This is a genomic window from Lysobacter arenosi (assembly GCF_016613475.2).
GTDB lineage: Bacteria > Pseudomonadota > Gammaproteobacteria > Xanthomonadales > Xanthomonadaceae > Lysobacter_J > Lysobacter_J arenosi.
This window is the reverse complement of sequence record NZ_CP071517.1, coordinates 815,618-835,035: the sequence shown is the minus strand read 5'-3', so window position 1 is coordinate 835,035 and position 19,418 is coordinate 815,618. Positions and strand designations below refer to the sequence as shown.

Sequence of the window (19,418 nt, the reverse complement as noted above, 5' to 3'; positions counted from 1 at the left end):
GGCCGATTGCTACGGCCGGCCTCAGCGCAGGCCGGTCTCGTTGCGGGCAATGACCAGGCGCTGGATCTCGCTGGTGCCCTCGTAGATCTCGGTGATCTTGGCATCGCGGAAGTACCGCTCCAGCGGCATCTCCTTGGAATAGCCCATGCCGCCGTGGATCTGTACGGCCTGGTGGGTGATCCACATCGCGGCCTCCGAAGCGGTGAGCTTGGCAATCGCCGCCTCGTTGCTGAAGCGCGCGCCGCCCTGCTCGTGCTGGCCCTTCTGCCATGCCGCGCGCAGCGTCAGCAGCGTGGCCGCATCGAGCTTGCACTTCATGTCGGCGATCTTGGCCTGGGTCATCTGGAACGTGCCGATCGGGGCGCCGAACGCCTTGCGCTCGCGCACGTACTCCAGGGTCTTCTCGTAGGCGGCACGGGCGATGCCGATGGCCTGGCTGGCGATGCCGATGCGACCGGCGTCGAGCACGCTCATGGCGATCTTGAAACCGTGGCCTTCGTCACCGAGGACGTCCTCGGCTTGCGCGACGTAGTTGTCGAATTCGATCTCGCACGTGGCCGAAGCACGGATGCCGAGCTTGGGCTCGGTCTTGCCGCGCAGGAAGCCCGGCTTGGCGGTGTCGATCATGAAGGCGGTGATGCCGCGCGCGCCCTTGTCCGGCTCGGTCATCGCGAACAGCACGATGTACTTGGCGACCGGGCCGGAGGTGATCCAGCTCTTCTTGCCGTTGATGAGGAAGGTGCCGTCGGCCTGCTTGGTGGCCTTGCAGCGCATCGCGGTGGCGTCGGAACCCGACTGCGGCTCGGTCAGCGCGAAGGCGCCGATCTCGCGACCCTCGGCAATGGCGCGCACGTACAGCTGCTTCTGTGCCTCGGTACCGAACTTGAGGATGCCGTTGCAGAACAGCGAATTGTTGACCGAGACAATCGTCGAGTGGGCCGCGTCGCCGGCGGCGATTTCGATCATCGCCAGCACGTAGCTGATCGGGTCCATTCCGGCGCCGCCGTACTCGGCCGGCACTTCGATGCCCATCAGGCCGTTCTCGCCGAGGGTGCGGATGTTCTCCAGCGGGAACTCGCCCGTCTGGTCGTGGTGCTCTGCGCTGGGAGCAATCTTTTCCTGGGCGATGCGGCGGGCCACATCCTGGATCATCAACTGCTCTTCAGTGAAGCGAAAATCCACGTCGGATACCTCGGGGCTGCTTGTTGGGGATGTTTCATTGCTACAGGCGGAGAATTGTAGCTGTCTCGTGCAGGTTTGGCAGGCCCCGAAGTTGTTGCGCAGCGCCATACCCGCCCTTTTCCGCCTGCGGCGGAAACCGCCCCTAACTAAGGGGCTAGGGCAAATACCGCTGGTCGCCGATGGGGAGTGGCCACTTTTCACCGCAACCAATGCCTTGCGCTTGACCCTTGGGGGCTTGCGGGCGACACTTATCGCTATATCGCGATAGGTTGATACATCATGGATCTGGAAGGCTGGTCGCTGCGACTGAAGGTGTTCGCCGATGCCACACGCGTGCGTCTGCTGGCACTGCTGGAGCGCGAGGAACTGACGGTCGCCGAGTTGTCGGCCATCACCCGACTCGCCCAGCCCCGCGTTTCAACACACCTGGCCAAGCTCAAGGAGGCCGGGCTGGTGCGCGATCGCCGCTCCGGCGTGTCGGCGTACTACCGCTTCGACGACGCCTCGCTGGATTCGGCGCAGAAGGCACTGTGGCAAACGCTGCGTGAAGGCAGCGACGATCCGCTGCTGCGCCAGGATGCCGAGCGCGTGGGCAATGTCCTGGCCGCGCGAGCGTCCGAACAGAACTGGGCCGACTCGGTAGCCGGCGACATGGAGCGCCATTACTCGCCCGGTCGCACCTGGGAGGCGCTGGCCCGCTCCGCCCTGCCCCTGCTCGAGCCCGGCGACGTGCTCGATATCGCCTCCGGCGACGGCGTGCTGGCCGAACTGCTGGCGCCGCACTCGCACCGCTACGTGTGCCTGGATTCCAGCACCAAGGTCGTACTGGCGGCCTCCGAGCGCTTGCGCAAGCTGAAGAATGTCGAAGTCCGCGAGGGCGACATGCACGCCCTGCCCTTCGCCGACGCCCATTTCGACCTGGTGGTGCTGATGCATGCGCTGACCTATGCCGAGCATCCGGCGCAGGCGGTGGCCGAGGCGGCCCGCGTGCTGCGCCCCGGCGGCCGGTTGCTGCTCACCAGCCTGGCCCGGCATGAACACCGTGGCGTGGTCGGCGCCTATGGCCACGTCAATCTCGGCTTCAGCGAGAAGGACCTGTCGAAGTTCGTCACCAAGGCCGGCTTCGACATCGGCAGTTGCGAAACCGTCACCCGCGAGCGTCGCCCGCCGCATTTCGAAGTGATCGCACTGATCGCGCGCAAGCCGGCCAACGCGGCTGCACCGGAACCCAAATCGACAGCGAAAAAGGCTGGCAGGAAGTCCTGAAGAATGAGCACGCTCCCCTGGCTCAACCCGACCCGCGCCCAGGCGCTGCAGCAGCGACTGGCAGAGCGCATCCTCATCATCGACGGCGCCATGGGCACGATGATCCAGCGCCATGAGCTGGACGAGGCTGCCTATCGCGGCGAGCGATTCGCCCACGGCTACGACCGCGCCTACGCCCCTTCGGAGCATGCGCACGGCGACGGATGCGGCTGCGCGCGCGACCAGCGCGGCAACAACGACCTGCTCACGCTCACGCAGCCGGACATCATCCGCAGCATCCATTCACAGTACCTGGATGCCGGTGCCGACCTGATCGAGACCAACACCTTTAACTCCACCACCGTGTCGCTGGCCGACTACGGCCTGGAGCACCTGGCCGGCGAACTCAACCAGGCCGGCGCGCGCCTGGCCCGCGCCGCCTGCGATGCGGCCGAGGCCGCCAACCCCGACCACCCGCGCTTCGTCGTCGGCGTGCTTGGGCCGACCAGCCGCACCGCCTCGCTCAGCCCCGATGTGAACCGCCCCGGCTTCCGCGCGATCACCTTCGATGAACTGCGCGTGGCCTACCGCGAAGCCACCGACGGACTGATCGACGGTGGCGCCGACGTGCTGATGGTGGAAACGGTATTCGACACCCTCAATGCCAAGGCTGCGCTTTTTGCGATCGAGGAGGCGTTCGACGCGCGCGGTGCGCGCCTGCCGGTGATGATTTCCGGCACGATCACCGATGCTTCCGGTCGCACGCTGTCGGGCCAGACCGCCGAGGCATTCTGGTACTCGCTGCGGCATTCGCAGCCGCTGGCGATCGGACTCAACTGTGCGCTCGGCGCAAAGGACCTTCGAGCCCACGTCGACGTCCTTGCCCAGGTCGCCGATGCCAACGTCAGCACCCATCCCAACGCGGGCCTTCCCAACGCCTTCGGCGGTTACGACGAAACCCCGGAAGACATGGCCGCCGTGCTCGGCGAGTTCGCCCAGGCCGGCCTGCTGAACCTCGTCGGCGGCTGCTGCGGCACCACGCCGGAGCACATCGCCGCGATCGCCGAAGCCGTCTCGGCGTACCCGCCGCGCGTGCTGCCCACGCTGGTGCGTGCCCAGGCCGATGATGCCGACAAGGAACTGGCGGCATGAGCGCACTGCCGCGCCAGACCCGGCTCAGCGGCCTGGAGCCGTTGCAGATCACTCCCGAAAGCAACTTCATCAACGTCGGCGAACGCACCAACGTCACCGGCTCGGCGCAGTTCAAGAAGCTGATCCTGGAAGGCCGACTGGACGAAGCGGTCGTGGTCGCCCGACAACAGGTCGAGAACGGCGCCCAGGTCATCGACGTCAACATGGACGAAGGCATGCTCGATTCCGAGCGGGCCATGGTCGACTTCCTCAACCTGATGGCCGCCGAGCCCGACATCGCGCGCGTGCCGGTGATGGTCGACAGCTCCAAGTTCAGCGTCATCGAGGCCGGCCTGAAGTGCCTGCAGGGCAAGGGCATCGTCAACTCGATCTCGATGAAGGAAGGCGAGACCGAATTCCTGCGCCAGGCGCGCCTGGTGCGCCGCTATGGTGCCGCCGTCGTGGTGATGGCCTTCGACGAGACCGGCCAGGCCGACACGATCGAGCGCAAGGTCGATATCTGCTCGCGTGCCTACCGCCTGCTGACCGAAGAGATCGGCTTCCCGCCGGAAGACATCATCTTCGACCCCAACGTGTTCGCCATCGCCACCGGCATCGACGAGCACAACGACTACGCCGTGGCCTTCATCGAAGCCACGCGTGAGCTGAAGCGGCGCTTTCCGTTCAGCCACATCTCCGGCGGCGTCTCCAACGTCAGCTTCTCCTTCCGCGGCAACGAACCGGTGCGCCAGGCCATCCACGTGGTGTTCCTGTACCACGCGATCCGCGCCGGCATGGACATGGGCATCGTCAACGCCGGCGCCCTGCCCCTGTATGACGACCTGGATGCAGACCTGCGCGAGCGCGTCGAGGACGTGGTGCTCAACCGCCGCAGCGACGGCACCGAGCGCCTGCTCGAGATCGCCGACCGCTACAAGGGCAAGAAGGGCGAGAAGCGGGTCGAAGACCTGGCCTGGCGCGAGAAGCCGGTGCGCGCGCGCCTGAGCCACTCGCTGGTGCATGGCATCGACCAGTACATCGAGACCGACACCGAGGAAGCGCGCGCCCAGTCGACGCGTCCGCTCGACGTGATCGAGGGCCCGTTGATGGACGGCATGAACGTGGTCGGCGACCTGTTCGGCGCCGGCAAGATGTTCCTGCCGCAGGTGGTGAAGTCCGCGCGCGTGATGAAAAAGGCCGTGGCCTACCTGCTGCCCTACATCGAAGCCGAGAAGCTGCGCACCGGTGACGTCGGCAAGTCCAACGGCAAGATCGTCATGGCCACGGTCAAGGGCGACGTCCACGACATCGGCAAGAACATCGTCGGCGTGGTGCTGGCGTGCAACAACTTCGAAGTGGTCGACCTGGGCGTGATGGTGCCGGCACAGACCATCCTCGACCGCGCACGCGCCGAGAACGCCGACCTGATCGGCCTGTCCGGCCTGATCACGCCGTCGCTGGAGGAGATGAGCCACGTCGCCCGCGAGATGCAGCGCCAGGGCTTCCACATGCCGCTGCTGATCGGTGGCGCGACCACCTCGCGCGCGCACACGGCGCTCAAGATCGATCCGCATTACAAGTCGCCCACGGTGTGGGTGAAGGACGCGTCGCGCGCCGTCGGCGTGGCGCAGTCGCTGATCAGCCCCGACCTGCGCGTGGGCTTCGTCGCCGCCAACGATGCCGACTACGCCGAGATCCGCGAGCGCCACAAGCACCGCGGCGACGGCAAGCGTCTGGTGCCGCTGGCGAAGGCCCGCGGGCAGCGCTTCGACGGCCGCTGGCAGGACTACGTGCCGCCGGCGCCGAACCAGCCCGGACTGCACGTGTTCGACGACTACCCGCTGGCGGAACTGGTCGACTACATCGACTGGACGCCGTTCTTCAACACCTGGGAACTGGCTGGCAGGTATCCGGCGATCCTCGAAGACGAGATCGTCGGCGCACAGGCGCGCGAGTTGTTCGGCGATGCCAAGGCGATGCTCAAGCGCATCGTCGACGAGAAGTGGCTGAAGGCGAAGGCGGTGTTCGCGCTGTGGCCGGCCAACAGCGTCGGTGACGACGTCGTCGTCGACACCGGGTCGACGCCGACCACCCTGCACTTCCTGCGCCAGCAGGTCGACAAGCCGGTCGAGCGCCCGGACTTCTGCCTGGCTGACTTCATCGCACCGAAAGACTCGGGCCGCCAGGACTGGATCGGCGGATTCGCGGTCACTGCCGGACTGGGTATCGAGGCGCACGTCGCCCGCTTCGAAGCCGACCACGACGACTACAACGCGATCCTGCTCAAGGCACTCGCCGACCGCTTCGCCGAAGCGCTCGCCGAACGCCTGCACGAGCGGGTGCGCAAGGAGTTCTGGGGCTTCGCCACCGAAGAAGTGCTCGACAACGATGCATTGATCCACGAGGCCTATCGCGGCATCCGCCCCGCTCCCGGCTACCCCGCCTGCCCGGAGCACAGCGAGAAGGCGACGCTGTTCGCGATGCTCGATGCCCCCGGCAATGCGGGGCTGCAGCTGACCGAGAGCTTCGCGATGTATCCCGCCGCGGCCGTGTCGGGCTACTACTTCAGCCACCCCGACAGCCAGTACTTCGTGGTTGGTCGCGTGTCGAAGGAACAGGTGGAGGACTACGCCCGTCGCAAGGGCGTCAGCCTGGCGCAGGCCGAACGCTGGCTGGCATCGAACCTGGACTACGACCCGGAATAAGTTTCAGGCGCAGCAGACAGTTGTCCTGCTGCACCTGCGACCGGGCTATTGCGCTGCCCGCGCCGCCGAGCTCGCACCGGCGTGATCAAGCGAACCCAGGTACGCCAGGAAGCTGGGCACCAGCACCTGATTGCCATGGCCGCTCAGATGGTCGCCGTCGAAGAAGAGCGGACGGCCGTGGTCGCTGACATGGCACACCTTACCTGGGCACAGCACCGGAAGCGGGTCCCAGACGCTCACGCCACCGAGCTGCGCGGCAATGCGGCCATACGAGGCGAGCACCGGCGCCCGCAAGGCTTCGATCTCGCTGCGCTCCATGGTCAGGCCATCGCGGCAGGCCGGATTGGACTGGCTGAACCAATCGGCGCAACGGTAAGGCGGAGAACGGAACAGCGGTTTGGGCGCCTCGAACACCACGCGTATGCCCTGCTCTGCCAACGGGCGCAGAGTCTCGCCGATCACACGTTCGGATTCCTGGCGCCCGACGACGGCGGTTTCGCCGAACACCGCGTCGCGCACTTCCTCGGGTTTGAAGCTGATCCACTGGTCGGCGAACCGCGGCAGCCGTAGAGCGGGCAGAAAGATGACGTCGCCAGGCCGTGCGCGCGCCTTGACGTCGGCGAGGGCCGAGGCCCCGAACTCCTGGCAGTGCGGAACCTGGTAGTCACGCCATGGTTGCAGGCTGGCAAACGAGCAACCGGCCCGGGTGTAGATGTAGATATCGCGCTGCGTGCGCAAGGCGACCTGCTTGAGCATGCCGGCATAGGCCGAGGCATGTGAATCGCCGATCACGAACAAGCGACCGGCCTGGGAGGGCTGCTTGCACGACGTTGGCGACAGCACCCGCAGCTCGACATTGGCAACCGTCTCCACGTGGCCGACCGCGGCACAATCGGGCAGCTCGGGACGGGTTTCCCGGCCTTGCGGATACCAGTCCTCTGCCTGCCGGGCCACAACGCTCAGTGACAGCTCCGGCTGCATCCGGCCGATCTTGCGATAGCCGGTCATGCACACCACGATCACCACGACTCCGATCCCGACCACCGCCAGCCTGGGCGCATTGCGAACGACCGCAGCGCGACGGAACGGCGTCTCGACGAAGCGGTACGACAGCGCCGCGAGCGCGAACGTAAGCATCAGCGCGATCACTCGCAGCGCTGCCGACTCCAGCCCCACCGTCCAGCGCATCAGCACGAACACGGGCCAGTGCCACAGGTAGAGCGAGTACGAGATGCGTCCGATGTACAGCGCGGTCCTGTTCTCGAACAGCCATCGCAACGGCCTGGCAACGGCGGCCACCTGCAGGAATCCGAGCAGTCCCAGCGCGCCTGCCACTGGCAACAGGGCGTCCGGGTACGGGGCATGACCCGCTCGGGCAGTGGCCAGACCATAGACAAGGGCAGCCAACGACAAGGTGGTACCGATGGTGGCCGGCCATGCGCTGGCCTGTGCGATGTCATTACCGCGCGAGCGCAGTCCGGCGAGGATCTGAAACAGCAGCACGCCCGCCGCCAGTTCCCAGAACCGTGTGGTCAGCATGTAGAACGCCAACGCCGGCTGATCCTTGGAAACCCAGAACACGTATGCCAGCGAGGCCAGCAGGCCGGCGCCGAACAGTGCCATCGAGGCGGCGCGCCCGCGGCGCCCGAACGCCCATGCGAAGAACAGCAGCGGGAACAGGAGGTAGAACTGTTCCTCCACGCCCAGCGACCAGGTATGCGTGTACGGATTGAACTCGACCTTGGGCGAGAAGTAGTCGCCGTCGGTGCGAAGCAGGACGAAGTTGCTCAGCCCGAGGAACGCCCAGCGACCGACCGCATTGCTGGTGTCGCTGAGCCACGCCTGCGGGATGAACAGCGCGCTGGCGACGCTGGTGGCGAGCAGGCAGACCATCAACGCCGGTGCGATCCGGCGGATGCGTCGCGAATAGAAGTGACCCAGGTAGTCCAGCAGCCTGGGATGGTCGAACCGCGCCATCGACGCGCTGACCACGAATCCGGAGATGACGAAGAAGACATCGACGCCAGTGAACCCGCCCGGCAACCAGGACGAATCCATGTGATACGCGATGACCGACAGCACGGCCAGCGCACGCATGCCATCGATGTACGGGAAATACCCGTGACGCGGCTCGTCCATGATCCCCTTCCCCTTTCTACTCTCAAATGCCGCCCGCAAGGGCGTTACCACACCAGGTCGTCAGGTACCTGATACTGGGGATCGGCATAGGGATCGTCCCCCGCCGGCGCGTTCGGATCGACCTTCAAAGCGATCGCGGCGGCGAAGATCTCTTCGGCCTGGGCCAGCACTTCAGCGCTGACCAGCACGTAGCGGCCGTCCATCTGCAGCACGCCCAGCTCACCTGCGTTGAGTGCCTTGAGCTGGGTCTCGTTGACGTAGACACGCTTGATCTTGCCGCCGTACGGGAAGTGGCGAGCGATCTCCGCGGCCGGATCATTGAGTGCCTTGTCCTTGACCAGCTCGGTCAGCCTGGCGCGCGCTTCGCGCCGCAGCCGTGCTTCTTCCTGCTTGGCCGCTTCGGCCGCAATGCGCTCGTCCTTCTCGCGCTGGGCGCGGATGGCATAGGCCTTGGCCAGGTCGATGTCCTCGCGCGACTGCGGCTTGCCGCTGGGACGCGGGCCACCCTGCCGGCGTGCTTCGCCGCGGGGGGCATCGCCCCTGCGCGCATCGCCCCTGCGCTGATCACCCTTGCGCTGTTCGCCGCCCTTGTTGGCACCGGCCGCATGCCCGCCCGGCTTGCCGCCATGCGGCTTCCCAGGACCGCGCTGGCCCGGCTTGCCGTCGGGCTTGCCCTGCGAGGGACGTTCGGGGCGCTCGGGTTTGGGTGCCGGCGTGAAACCAAGCCCCATCAGTTGGTCGCGAAGACTATTGCTCATTGCGTCGTGTCAGTAGTGCGGCGGGGGTGGTTCTTGCGAAGCATCGCCGGTGATCGGGTTGGTCGACATCGCCATGCGCATCTGCTTGAGTTCCTCAAGCACGCGATGCAGCAACAGGGCATTGCGACCTTCTTCTTCGCGCGCGCCTGCCAGCGCATCGCTCAGTTCGGTCAACGCCTGCTCCTGGAATGCAACGCGCATCTCCAGGTCGACCAGTCGCTGTTCGAGTTCGCTCTGGCTGCTCATGTCAGTCGATCAGGATCGAGCGACCACGCCCGATGCCGTAGTAGGCCAGTCCGGCCGCCTCGACTTCGTCGGGGTGGTAGAGGTTGCGCCCGTCGAAGATCACGCGGTCCGCCAGCGACTGGCTCAGGCGCTGGAAATCCGGGCTGCGGAACTGCTTCCACTCGGTCACCACCACCAGCGCATCGGCATCGGCCAGCGTGGCGCGTGCCGAATCGCACAGCACCAGGTCGTCGCGCTCACCAAAGATCCGCTGTGCCTCTTCGGTCGCCTCCGGATCGTAGGCTCGCACCTTGGCGCCGGCGTCCCACAGCAACTGCAACAGACGGCGGCTCGAAGCCTCGCGCATGTCGTCGGTGTTGGGCTTGAACGCCAGGCCCCACACCGCGAACGTCTTGCCTGCAAGCGCGCCGTCATGGGACGCGACGCCGTAGTGACGACCGATCAGCTCGAACAGGTGTTCCTTCTGGCGATCATTGACCGACTCGACCGCGCCCAGCAGTTGCGCGTCGTAGCCGTACTGCTGCGCCGTCTTCGCCAGTGCCTGCACGTCCTTGGGGAAGCACGAGCCGCCGTAACCGGCGCCGGGATAGATGAAGTGCCAGCCGATGCGCGGATCCGAGCCGATACCCTGGCGCACCATCTCCACGTCGGCACCGACCTTCTCGGCGATGTTGGCGATCTCGTTCATGAAGCTGATCTTCGTCGCCAGCATCGCATTGGCGGCGTATTTGGTCAGCTCCGCCGAGCGCACGTCCATCACCACGATGCGCTCGTGGTTGCGGTTGAACGGCGCGTACAGGCGCTTGAGCTTGTCCACTGCCGTCGCGCTGCTGGCACCGATCACGATCCGGTCCGGACGCATGCAGTCGTTGACCGCGTCGCCTTCCTTGAGGAACTCGGGATTGGAGGCCACTTCGAAACCGAACTCGGCGCCACGCGACGCCAGCTCGGCCGCGATCGTCGCGCGCACCTTGTCGGCGGTGCCGACCGGCACGGTCGACTTGTTGACCACCACCACCTGTCGCTCGAGATGACGGCCGATCGTGCGCGCCACCGCCAGCACGTACTTGAGGTCGGCGCTGCCGTCTTCGTCCGGCGGCGTGCCCACCGCGATGAAGACCACGTCGCCATGGGCGACCGCGACTTCGGCGTCGGTGGTGAAGCGCAGGCGTCCGGCGGCGTGGTTGGCCTTGACCATCGGCTCCAGCCCCGGCTCGTAGATCGGGATCACGCCGCGGTTGAGTCCGTCGACCTTGGCCTGGTCGATGTCGACGCAGATCACGTCGTGGCCGACGTCGGCCAGGCAGGTGCCCGTGACGAGGCCGACGTATCCGGTTCCAAAGATCGTGACGCGCATAGGTACTCCAACGAGGAACGAATCTGCAGCAGCAGGGAGCGGTCTTCGCTCCCTGCGCCCGGATGGTTACCCGTTACTCACTTGCCGCCCGGCTTGACGATGTCGAGCAGCTCGACTTCGAAAACCAGGGTCTGGTTCGGGCCGATCGGGCCTGCGCCCTGCTCGCCGTAAGCCAGCTTGCTCGGGATCCAGAAGCGGTACTTGCTGCCGACCGGCATCAGCGCGATGCCTTCCTGCCAACCCGGCACGAGCTGGCCGAGGACGAAGGTCGCCGGCTCACCACGGTCGTAGGAGCTGTCGAAGGTCTTGCCGTCGAGCAGCGCGCCCTTGTAGTGCGCGCTGACGGCGTCGGTGGCGCTGGGCTTGGCGCCCTTGCCTTCGGTCAGTACCTGGTACTGCAGGCCCGAAGCAGTGGTGATCACGCCCGGCTTCTTGCCGTTCTCGGCGAGGAACTTCTGGCCGTCGTCGAGGTTCTTCTTGGCATCGGCCATCATCTTGGCGATGCGCTGCGCCTGTACCTTCTGCGCGAACGCTTCGCGGATCTGCGTCGACTGCTTCTCGTCGAGCAGCAGCTTCTCGCCGGCGAGCGAGCTCTTGAGCGCCTTGTTCAGCGTATCCAGGTCGATTTCATCCTTGACCGGCTCCAGCGAGCGCGCCATGTCCATGCCGATCATGTAGCTGACCTGTTCCTTCTCGGTCGGCAGGCCCGGGATCGCCTTGTCGCCAGCCTTGCCGGCGTCAGCGGCGGCGTCGGGCTTGGCGTCCGCGGCCTTGTCGGCCGGCTTGTTGCAGGCAGCGGTCAGCGCTGCAAGCGAAGCGATGGCCAAGGCGAGGGCGGTGTGGCGCGGAGAAAACTTCATCGGATGGAGGCTCCAGGAATGGGGTTTCGCGATTCGGGTATCGGCTTTGGCAGCGTGGCATCGGCGCCACGCCGCCATCAAGGCCTCACAAACTGCCAGCAGCAAACTGAACGGTAGACGTACCGTTCAAATTCAGAGGATGGCCATCAATTCAACGTCGAACACGAGCGTCGCGTTCGGGCCGATCGGGCCGCCCGGCGTGCCCTTCGGGCCATAGGCCAGCTCGCCCGGGATCCAGAAGCGGAACTTGCTGCCGACCGGCATCATCGCCACGCCTTCGGTCCAGCCGGCGATGACCTGGTTCAACGCGAACTCGGCCGGCTGGCCGCGATCGTAGGAACTGTCGAACACCGTGCCGTCGAGCAGCGTGCCGTGGTAGTTGACGCGGACCTGGTCGGTCGACTTCGGACGCGGGCCCGAACCCTGGCGCAGGATCATGTACTGCAGGCCGGAGCCGGTCGTGAACACGCCCTTGACCGACTTGTTCTTGGCAAGGAACGCAGCGCCGTCAGCCTGGTTCTTGTCGCCCAGTGCCGAAGCCTGCGCCTGCATCTTGGCCTGGACCTTCTGCTGGAAGGACTGGCGCACGGCGCCCTGCTCGGCCTCGCTCAGCAGCGGCGTGCCCTTGTTGAAGCTGGTGCGGATCGCCTGCACCACCACCGGCAACTCGAGCTCGTCCTTGATCGGTGCCAGCGAACGGCCGACGTCGGCGCCCACCAGATAGGCGACCTTGTCCTTGGCGACTTCAGGCACCTTGGCGCCGGCCGGAGCCTGGCCCTGGCGCGAGGCAATGCGCTGCATCAGCGCCGGACCGACGACCTGCGCCTCGTCCTCGGTGATCAGCGGCTTGCCGCCGTCGAAGGCGTTCTTGATGGCGCGCTCGAAAGCGGCCAGGTCGATGTCCGGCGCCACCGGGGCGATGGACTGGGCGATATCGCTGCCGACCATGTAGCTGGCCTTGTCGCGTTCGGTAGTAAGCACGGTCTTGTCTTGGGCAGAGGCTGCCGCGCCGATCAGCGTGGCCGCAGTGGTGATCAACACGGCGGCGCCGCGCACAAAAGCCTTCATCGGGTACCTGCTCCGTATGGGTATGGTCGTCGGCCTGAATGGCCAGATTGCGTCTGGACGGCATCAGCTGCCGCCACCGCCACGCAAGCGGTGCATTGTCGCGGCACAGGATCGCATGGGCAATGACCGTGCGCGCAGTAACGTGTGACCGCTGCCTGGCCCTTTTGTTCCGGCATCTACTTCGCAGCCGCGCGGGGCGCCTCGAGCGCCTTTTCGATGGCGGCAACCACGGCCGGATCATCCGGCGTGGTCTTGCTGCCATAGCTGGCGATCAGGCGGCCATCGCGGCCGATCAGGTACTTGTGGAAGTTCCAGCGCGGCGCCTCGCCGGAGACGCGGCTCAGGTCCTGGTACAGCGGTGTGGCGTCGGCCCCGACCACATGCACCTTCTGGAACATCGGGAACTTCACGCCATAGGTCAGCGTGCAGAACTCCTGGATCTGCTTCTCGTCCTCGAATTCCTGCGCCTTGAAGTCGCCGGACGGGAAGCCCAGCACGGCAAAACCCCTGCCCTTGTAGCGTGCGTGCAGCGCTTCGAGCGCTTCGAACTGCGGCGTGTACCCGCATTTGCTGGCGGTGTTGACCACCAGCACGACGTCGCCGCCATAGGCCGATGCCAGGTTGACCGGCGCCTTGCCGGCCAACGGCCGGTAGCTGCGATCGAGCAGGCCGCCAGCGGCCGAAGCGAATGCCGACACCAGCAGCAAGGACAGCCCCACGGGCACGAATAGTTGCTTGCAGCGGCGAGAAAGAAGCGTGGGCATGGGCGTCGTGGGGCCGTTTGGAGGGATCAACCCGGGATTATGACCAGTGTTCCCCCTGCCGGGGCCCCGCGGCGGCCCCGCCCCGTTCATCGGCCTATGCCATCAGTTGGGTAGGCCGGACTTGACCGGGAGTATTTAGGTGTTATAGTTGCCTACAACACCGGTTGACCAAAGAGCAGGACGCCCACCATGAACCGCAGGCTCCACAACTCCTTCCTCGCCCTGCTCGCCTCGGCTTCGACGCTGGCGCTGTGCCTGGCGATGGCGCTCCCGGCGCCGCAGCAACCGCAGGTCCGCCCGATCGCCCTGCACATGGGTCCGGTCGACTTCACTTTCACGCCTTCCGATCCGACCGCCAGCCATGGCGAGCAGGTCGAGGCCCTCGCACGCAGCATCGAGCGTCGCGCCGACCAGGTCGACAGCCTGGCCGATGCCGCCGCCCTGACCGCTGAGATCGCAACCGCCGCGGCCCTGGCCGAAGCGGTGACAAGTTCCAGGTCTTTCGAGAGCGCCACCATCGACACCGAAAAGAAACAGGCAAGGACTGCCGCCCGGCATCGCCGGCAAACCCTAGTCATGCCTTATTTCTCATTCGCACCGCGGGGCTGAACCCATGACCGCAATTCAATGGAGCGACGGCGCTCCGATCTATCGCCAGCTGAAGGAGCGCGTCATTGCGATGATGCTCGACGGGGTGCTCAAGCCCGGAGACGCTCTTCCCTCTGTCCGCCAGGTCGCCGCCGAATATCAGCTCAATCCAATCACTGTCTCGCGCGCCTATCAGGAACTGGCGGACGAGGCTCTCGTCGAAAAACGCAGGGGTCTGGGCATGTACGTGACCGAAGAGGCCGCAAAGAAACTGCTGTTCAATGAACGCGAACGCTTCCTGCGCGAGGAATGGCCGCTGGTGCTGGAACGCATCATGCGCCTGGGCCTGACCGCACAGGAACTGCTGGCTACCGACGTCAAGGCAGGCACGCAATGAACGCCCCCGTCACCACTTCCGCATCCGTGGTCAGCGCCCACGGCCTGCGCAAGGCCTACAAGAACAAGCTGGCGCTGGACGAGACCGCGTTCGAGATCCCGGCCGGCCGCATCGTCGGCCTGATCGGTCCCAACGGCGCGGGCAAGACCACCGCGCTCAAGGCCATCCTCGGCCTGATCCCGTTCGAGGGCACGCTGAAGGTGCTGGGCCGCGACCCGCGCACCGAGCGTGACGAACTCATGCGCGACGTCTGCTTCATCGCCGACGTGGCGGTGCTGCCGCGCTGGATCCGGGTCAAGGAGGCGATCGAGTTCGTCGCCGGCGTGCACCCGCGCTTCGACCGTGCCAAGTGCGAGCGTTTCCTCGCCCACACCAAGCTGACGCCGAACATGCGGGTGCGCGAACTGTCCAAGGGCATGATCGTGCAGCTGCACCTCTGGCGCTGGTGATGGCGATCGACGCCAAGCTGCTGGTCCTGGACGAGCCGACCCTGGGCCTGGACATCCTCTATCGCAAGCAGTTCTACCAGCGCCTGCTGGAAGACTACTTCGACGAGGAGAAGACGATCCTGGTCACGACCCACCAGGTCGAGGAGATCGAACACATCCTCACCGACGTGATGTTCATCCGCGACGGCAAGATCGTGCTCGACAACGACATGGAATCGCTCGGCGAGCGTTTCATCGAAGTGCTGGTCAATGGCGAGAAGACCGATCAGGCGCGTGCGCTCAAGCCGATCGACGAACGCGCCCTGCCCTTCGGCAAGACCGTGATGCTGTTCGATTCCGTGCCGCACGAACACCTGTCCGGCCTGGGTGAGACCCGCACGCCGGGCCTGGGCCGACCTGTTCGTCGCCACCATGAAGGGAACCTACGCATGAACGCGATTCAAGAATCCCATGGTGGAGCCCGCGCTGCCGTAGTGGCCGCGCCGCATCCCACCCACACCTACAAGATGCTGCTCAAGCGCGAATTCTGGGAGCACAAGGGCGGTTTCTTCTGGGCACCGCTGGTGGCCGGCGGCATCCTCCTGCTGCTGACCCTGATGGGCGTCGGCGCCGGTGAAGTGCTGCTGCGCAAGGTTCCCGACCACGCCACGATCAACGTCGAAGGCGGCAGCTTCCAGGTCAATGGTCTCGACCTGGCGCGATTGACCGAGAAGATCAGCCCGAACGAGCTGCGTGAGTTCGGCGGCGCGATCGATGCCAGCCTCTACATGGCAGCCACCTGGCCCTTCGTCGTCCTCGCCTTCGTCGTGTTCTTCTACTGCCTGGGCAGCCTGTACGACGATCGCAAGGACCGCAGCGTGCTGTTCTGGAAGTCGTTGCCGATCTCCGACCGCGATACCGTTCTGTCGAAGGTGCTCAGTGCCACGCTGATGGCGCCGGTGATCGCCGCGACCGCGGCCATCCTGACCGTCTTCGGTTCGATGCTGATCTACAGCCTGGTCGTGCTGCTGCACGGCGGCAACCCGTACACCCTGCTGTGGGTGCCGGCGAGCCCGCTGAAGGTCTGCGCGCACCTGCTTGCCTCGATCCCGGTGTATGCCCTGTGGGCACTGCCGACCGTGGGCTGGCTGATGCTCTGCTCGTCCTGGGCCAAGAGCAAGCCGTTCCTGTGGGCACTGATCATCCCGATCTTCGCCGGCATCTTCGTCGGCTGGTTCGACCTGATGCATGCCTTCGACCTGGATACGGCCTGGTTCTGGAAGAACATCGTCGCCCGCAGCCTGACCAGCATCGTCCCCGGCGCCTGGTTCGACGCGGCCAACATCGGCGACATCAGTGTCGATGGTCCGCAGGCGATCCACTCGGTGATCAACCTGCGCACGATGTACTCGGTCCTGCTCACGCCGCAGCTGTGGATTGGTGCGGTGGCCGGTGCGGCGATGCTCTACGGCGCGATCCGCATGCGCCGCTGGCGCGACGACGGCTGACCCCGATGGGTTCGCGGGACGGTGGCACGCAACCTTCGGCCACTGTCCCGCATCCCAGCCGTACTGACCCACGGAGCCCGACCCACATGATTCACAAGTCCGCAATTGCCGTCGCCCTCTCCCTCAGCGCTGCCCTGGTACCGGCCGCCCATGCCGCCACACCGCAGTGCCAGCACTCCGAAGCGCGCAACCTGCAGCTCGACCTGGCCGGGGTGAAGGCCGTGGTGTTCGATATCGGCCCTCACGACCTCATCGTCACCGCCTCGCCCGGCGCACGCTCGGCCATCGACGGCAAGGCCTGCGCTTCCGATGCCGGTCGCCTTAAGGACCTGCGGCTGACCCAGCAGCGTGTCGGCGACAAGCTGGTGGTGACGGCCGAGCGCAGTGACGGCATCACGTTCAACTTCGGCGGCAACCATTACGCCTACCTGGATATCAAGGCTTCGATCCCGGACAGCGTGCCGGTGCAGCTCAAGGTCGGCTCCGGCGATGCCCGCGTCACCGGCGCGACGTCGCTGAGCATCGACCTGGGCTCGGGTGATGTCGAGGCGCGCGACATCCGCGGCCTGGTCACTGCCGACCTCAACTCGGGCGACATCGAGCTCGACACGATCGGTTCCCTGCAGGTGCTCAGTGTCGGCTCCGGCGACTTCAGCGCCCGGCGCATCGGACGCGGCGCCGAGGTCGGCAGCATCGGCTCGGGCGACGTCGAACTGGTCGATGTCGGCGGCGACGTCAACGTCGACCACATTGGTTCGGGCGACCTCGACGTGCGCGACGTGCGCGGCAACCTGAGCGTGCGCCATGTCGGCAGCGGTTCGGTCGATCACAGCGGCGTATCCGGTCGTACTGACGTACCGCAAGACAACTGATTCCACGACAAGCGCGGGGCGCACTCGCGCCCCCGCACCAGCCAGGAGCTACGCATGATTGCCGCAAGCCGCACCGTAATGTTCGCCGCCGTGCTCGGCGGCATCTCGCTCCTGGCTGCCTGTGGCGCCAACCCCGCGCCGGGCAACGCACCGACGGCCAAGAAGCAGGAAACCGGGGTCATCTCGTCCGCCATCCAGGAAGCCATCGGCGAGGCCCAGAAGGAAATCGCGGAAGGCAACATCACCGTTTCCAAGGACGAGCACAACGGTGGCAAGAAGGCCGAGATCACGCCCAAGGGCGACCTGCTGATCGATGGCCGCGCCGTGGCAGTGACCCCGGCGCAGCGCACGTTGCTGCTGGAGTACCGCAGCCACGTCGTCGCCGTCGCCACCGCCGGCATGCACATCGGCATGGAGAGCGCCGACCTGGCCACCAAGGCCGTGGCCGAATCGCTCAAGGGCGTGTTCACCGGCAACACCGACGACGTCGAAAAGCGTGTCCAGGCCGAGGCCGACAAGGTCCGCACTGCCGCCAAGCAGCTGTGCACGCACCTGCCGGCCATGCTGGACTCGCAGCAGAAGCTGGCCGCCGCACTGCCTGAGTTCAAGCCGTACGCGACGATGGATGCGTCCGATGTCGATGATTGCTGGAAGGAAACCCGCGACCACGACACCGCCAGCACGGCTGCGGAAGAAGCCGCAAAGCGTTGAGTTGCACGCGGGCAGGTGTGATCCCTACCCGCCTCCGCCAGCGCCTTCATGGATCCCGCCGCGCGTCAGCGCCGCGGGATCCAGCAGCCGGCGCAGTTCCGTCTCCGGCAAACCACTGACTTCCACCGCGACTTCGAGCACCGGCCGACCCTGTTTGTAGGCCTGCTTGGCAATCGCCGCGGCCTTCTCGTAACCGATGATCGGATTGAGCGCGGTCACCAGGATCGGGTTGCGGTCGAGTGCTTCGCGCACGCGCTCCGGCCGCGCCTTCAAACCGGCAATCGCGTCGTCGGCCAGCAGGCGCATCACGTTGCCCAGCAACCGGATCGAATCGAGCAGGTCGTAGGCAATCAACGGCAGCATCACGTTGAGCTGGAAATTGCCGCTCTGCCCGGCCACGGTAATCGCGGCGTGATGGCCGATCACCTGCGCGCAGACCATGCAGGTCGCCTCCGGGATCACCGGATTGACCTTGCCCGGCATGATCGAGCTGCCCGGCTGCAGCGCCGGCAATTCGATCTCGCCCAGCCCGGCCAGCGGACCGGAATTCATCCAGCGCAGATCGTTGGCGATCTTCATCAGCGCCACAGCCAGCGTGCTCAACTGCCCCGACAGCTCGACCGCGTCGTCCTGCGAAGCGATGCCCTCGAACTTGTCCTGTGCCGATTCGAAGCGCGTGCCGGCCAGCGTCGATAGCGCCTTGGCCATCCCCCGGCCGAAACGCGGATCGGCGTTGATGCCCGTGCCGATCGCGGTGCCGCCGATCGGCAGGCGTCGCACACGCTTGAGTGCGTCGTCGATACGCGCCTGCGCCGACGCCAGCTGCGACGCCCATGCGCCGAATTCCTGGGCGAACGTCAGCGGCATTGCATCCATCAGGTGGGTGCGCCCGGTCTTGGTCACCTTGCCCAACGCCTTGCCGCGTCGCTCGATGGTCCGGCGCAGGTGCTTGAGCGCCGGCAGCAGTTGTTCGACGGTGGCCAGTTGCGCCGACACGCGGATCGCCGTGGGAATCACGTCGTTGGAGCTCTGGCCCAGGTTGACATGGTCATTGGGGTGGATCTTCTGCCGGCCGCCGGCCGTGGCCAGGGAGGCGATGACCTCGTTGGCATTCATGTTGCTGGAGGTGCCCGAACCGGTCTGGTAGACGTCGATCGGGAACTGCGCGTCGTGCTCGCCCTGGGCAACGGCCAGCGCCGCATTCTGGATCGCCTGCGCCGCGCCCTTGCCGAGCAGGCCGTAGCCGCCGTTGACCTGGGCCGCGGCGGCCTTGATCAGGCCCAGCGCACGGATGAACTCGCGCGGCATCGGCTGGCCGGAAATGGGGAAGTTCTGCACTGCGCGCTGGGTCTGTGCGCCCCACAGGGCCGCTGCAGGCACCTGCAGTTCGCCCATGCTGTCGCGTTCGGTACGGAACTGCGCGCCACTGCCTCGCTGCCTGGCCATTGCCGACTCTCCG

General features: G+C 66.1%; 17 protein-coding genes and 1 pseudogene. 9 read left to right on the top strand and 9 right to left on the bottom strand.

Features of this window, described 5'->3' with window-relative positions; all coding sequences use genetic code 11:
• Positions 1–21: 21 nt before the first annotated feature.
• Entirely contained in the window at positions 22–1,182 is a 1,161-nt protein-coding gene (locus HIV01_RS03955; RefSeq protein ID WP_200605046.1) for an acyl-CoA dehydrogenase family protein, read from the bottom strand.
• A gap of 279 nt (positions 1,183–1,461) precedes the next feature.
• Here HIV01_RS03955 and HIV01_RS03950 point away from each other — a divergent pair, with 279 nt between their 5' ends.
• From HIV01_RS03950 to metH, 3 genes are read left to right on the top strand one after another with little or no spacing between them, the layout of a single operon-like run.
• Positions 1,462–2,448 (top strand): ArsR/SmtB family transcription factor, encoded by a 987-nt coding sequence (locus HIV01_RS03950; RefSeq protein ID WP_200605045.1) that lies wholly within the window; start codon positions 1,462–1,464, stop codon positions 2,446–2,448.
• 3 nt (positions 2,449–2,451) lie between these two features.
• Entirely contained in the window at positions 2,452–3,579 is a 1,128-nt protein-coding gene (locus tag HIV01_RS03945) for a homocysteine S-methyltransferase family protein (RefSeq protein ID WP_200605044.1), read from the top strand.
• Complete coding sequence (metH, locus tag HIV01_RS03940; protein WP_200605043.1) at positions 3,576–6,263, top strand: methionine synthase; 2,688 nt, start codon at positions 3,576–3,578, stop codon at positions 6,261–6,263. Before HIV01_RS03945 ends, metH begins: the two co-directional genes overlap by 4 nt.
• 45 nt (positions 6,264–6,308) lie before the next feature.
• On the opposite strand, the gene HIV01_RS03935 is transcribed toward metH, so the two are convergent.
• The 7 genes from HIV01_RS03935 to HIV01_RS03905 all read right to left on the bottom strand — a co-directional run bounded on the left by HIV01_RS03935 (position 6,309) and on the right by HIV01_RS03905 (position 13,455).
• Positions 6,309–8,402, bottom strand: coding sequence for an acyltransferase family protein (locus HIV01_RS03935; protein WP_200605042.1), 2,094 nt, complete (start codon positions 8,400–8,402; stop codon positions 6,309–6,311).
• Between the two features lie 44 nt (positions 8,403–8,446).
• Positions 8,447–9,160, bottom strand: a complete 714-nt coding sequence (locus tag HIV01_RS03930) for a DUF2058 family protein (RefSeq protein WP_200605041.1) — start codon at positions 9,158–9,160, stop codon at positions 8,447–8,449.
• A gap of 9 nt (positions 9,161–9,169) precedes the next feature.
• Positions 9,170–9,406 (bottom strand): SlyX family protein, encoded by a 237-nt coding sequence (locus HIV01_RS03925; RefSeq protein WP_200605040.1) that lies wholly within the window; start codon positions 9,404–9,406, stop codon positions 9,170–9,172.
• Between the two features lies 1 nt (position 9,407).
• Positions 9,408–10,763: a UDP-glucose dehydrogenase family protein gene (locus HIV01_RS03920; protein WP_200605039.1), complete on the bottom strand. Its 1,356-nt coding sequence runs from the start codon at positions 10,761–10,763 to the stop codon at positions 9,408–9,410.
• Positions 10,764–10,840: 77 nt separating this feature from the next.
• A complete protein-coding gene (locus HIV01_RS03915) occupies positions 10,841–11,623 on the bottom strand; it encodes an FKBP-type peptidyl-prolyl cis-trans isomerase (protein ID WP_200605038.1) in 783 nt (260 codons plus the stop codon).
• A 132-nt stretch (positions 11,624–11,755) separates the two neighbouring features.
• Entirely contained in the window at positions 11,756–12,691 is a 936-nt protein-coding gene (locus HIV01_RS03910) for an FKBP-type peptidyl-prolyl cis-trans isomerase N-terminal domain-containing protein (RefSeq protein WP_200605037.1), read from the bottom strand.
• 176 nt (positions 12,692–12,867) lie between these two features.
• Complete coding sequence (locus tag HIV01_RS03905) at positions 12,868–13,455, bottom strand: glutathione peroxidase (RefSeq protein ID WP_200605036.1); 588 nt, start codon at positions 13,453–13,455, stop codon at positions 12,868–12,870.
• A 189-nt stretch (positions 13,456–13,644) separates the two neighbouring features.
• On the opposite strand from HIV01_RS03905, the gene HIV01_RS03900 reads away from it, so the two are divergent.
• From HIV01_RS03900 to HIV01_RS03875, 6 genes and pseudogenes are all read left to right on the top strand, one after another.
• Positions 13,645–14,064: a hypothetical protein gene (locus tag HIV01_RS03900; protein WP_200605035.1), complete on the top strand. Its 420-nt coding sequence runs from the start codon at positions 13,645–13,647 to the stop codon at positions 14,062–14,064.
• 4 nt (positions 14,065–14,068) lie between these two features.
• Positions 14,069–14,440 (top strand): GntR family transcriptional regulator, encoded by a 372-nt coding sequence (locus HIV01_RS03895; protein ID WP_200605034.1) that lies wholly within the window; start codon positions 14,069–14,071, stop codon positions 14,438–14,440.
• A pseudogene (locus HIV01_RS03890) lies at positions 14,437–15,321 on the top strand (ABC transporter ATP-binding protein). The gene HIV01_RS03895 and the pseudogene HIV01_RS03890 overlap by 4 nt, the downstream one beginning before the upstream one ends.
• 74 nt (positions 15,322–15,395) lie before the next feature.
• Positions 15,396–16,376 (top strand): hypothetical protein, encoded by a 981-nt coding sequence (locus tag HIV01_RS03885; protein WP_200606351.1) that lies wholly within the window; start codon positions 15,396–15,398, stop codon positions 16,374–16,376.
• Between the two features lie 86 nt (positions 16,377–16,462).
• Positions 16,463–17,248, top strand: coding sequence for a DUF4097 family beta strand repeat-containing protein (locus HIV01_RS03880; protein WP_245156907.1), 786 nt, complete (start codon positions 16,463–16,465; stop codon positions 17,246–17,248).
• Between the two features lie 54 nt (positions 17,249–17,302).
• On the top strand, positions 17,303–17,959 hold the full coding sequence (locus tag HIV01_RS03875; protein ID WP_200605032.1) for a YggN family protein: 657 nt from the start codon (positions 17,303–17,305) through the stop codon (positions 17,957–17,959).
• Between the two features lie 24 nt (positions 17,960–17,983).
• Here the strand turns inward: HIV01_RS03875 and HIV01_RS03870 are convergent, their stop codons facing one another.
• Positions 17,984–19,405 (bottom strand): class II fumarate hydratase, encoded by a 1,422-nt coding sequence (locus HIV01_RS03870; RefSeq protein ID WP_200605031.1) that lies wholly within the window; start codon positions 19,403–19,405, stop codon positions 17,984–17,986.
• Between the last annotated feature and the right edge of the window lie 13 nt (positions 19,406–19,418).

Excerpts from the sequence above, each read along its gene's own strand:
- HIV01_RS03950 (WP_200605045.1), top strand. The coding sequence starts at position 1,462 with ATGGATCTGGAAGGCTGGTCGCTGCGACTGAAGGTGTTCGCCGATGCC.
- HIV01_RS03945 (WP_200605044.1), top strand. The coding sequence starts at position 2,452 with ATGAGCACGCTCCCCTGGCTCAACCCGACCCGCGCCCAGGCGCTGCAG.
- metH (WP_200605043.1), top strand. The coding sequence starts at position 3,576 with ATGAGCGCACTGCCGCGCCAGACCCGGCTCAGCGGCCTGGAGCCGTTG.
- HIV01_RS03935 (WP_200605042.1), bottom strand. The coding sequence starts at position 8,402 with ATGGACGAGCCGCGTCACGGGTATTTCCCGTACATCGATGGCATGCGT.
- HIV01_RS03930 (WP_200605041.1), bottom strand. The coding sequence starts at position 9,160 with ATGAGCAATAGTCTTCGCGACCAACTGATGGGGCTTGGTTTCACGCCG.
- HIV01_RS03925 (WP_200605040.1), bottom strand. The coding sequence starts at position 9,406 with ATGAGCAGCCAGAGCGAACTCGAACAGCGACTGGTCGACCTGGAGATG.
- HIV01_RS03920 (WP_200605039.1), bottom strand. The coding sequence starts at position 10,763 with ATGCGCGTCACGATCTTTGGAACCGGATACGTCGGCCTCGTCACGGGC.
- HIV01_RS03915 (WP_200605038.1), bottom strand. The coding sequence starts at position 11,623 with ATGAAGTTTTCTCCGCGCCACACCGCCCTCGCCTTGGCCATCGCTTCG.
- HIV01_RS03910 (WP_200605037.1), bottom strand. The coding sequence starts at position 12,691 with ATGAAGGCTTTTGTGCGCGGCGCCGCCGTGTTGATCACCACTGCGGCC.
- HIV01_RS03905 (WP_200605036.1), bottom strand. The coding sequence starts at position 13,455 with ATGCCCACGCTTCTTTCTCGCCGCTGCAAGCAACTATTCGTGCCCGTG.
- HIV01_RS03900 (WP_200605035.1), top strand. The coding sequence starts at position 13,645 with ATGAACCGCAGGCTCCACAACTCCTTCCTCGCCCTGCTCGCCTCGGCT.
- HIV01_RS03895 (WP_200605034.1), top strand. The coding sequence starts at position 14,069 with ATGACCGCAATTCAATGGAGCGACGGCGCTCCGATCTATCGCCAGCTG.
- HIV01_RS03885 (WP_200606351.1), top strand. The coding sequence starts at position 15,396 with ATGCTGCTCAAGCGCGAATTCTGGGAGCACAAGGGCGGTTTCTTCTGG.
- HIV01_RS03880 (WP_245156907.1), top strand. The coding sequence starts at position 16,463 with ATGATTCACAAGTCCGCAATTGCCGTCGCCCTCTCCCTCAGCGCTGCC.
- HIV01_RS03875 (WP_200605032.1), top strand. The coding sequence starts at position 17,303 with ATGATTGCCGCAAGCCGCACCGTAATGTTCGCCGCCGTGCTCGGCGGC.
- HIV01_RS03870 (WP_200605031.1), bottom strand. The coding sequence starts at position 19,405 with ATGGCCAGGCAGCGAGGCAGTGGCGCGCAGTTCCGTACCGAACGCGAC.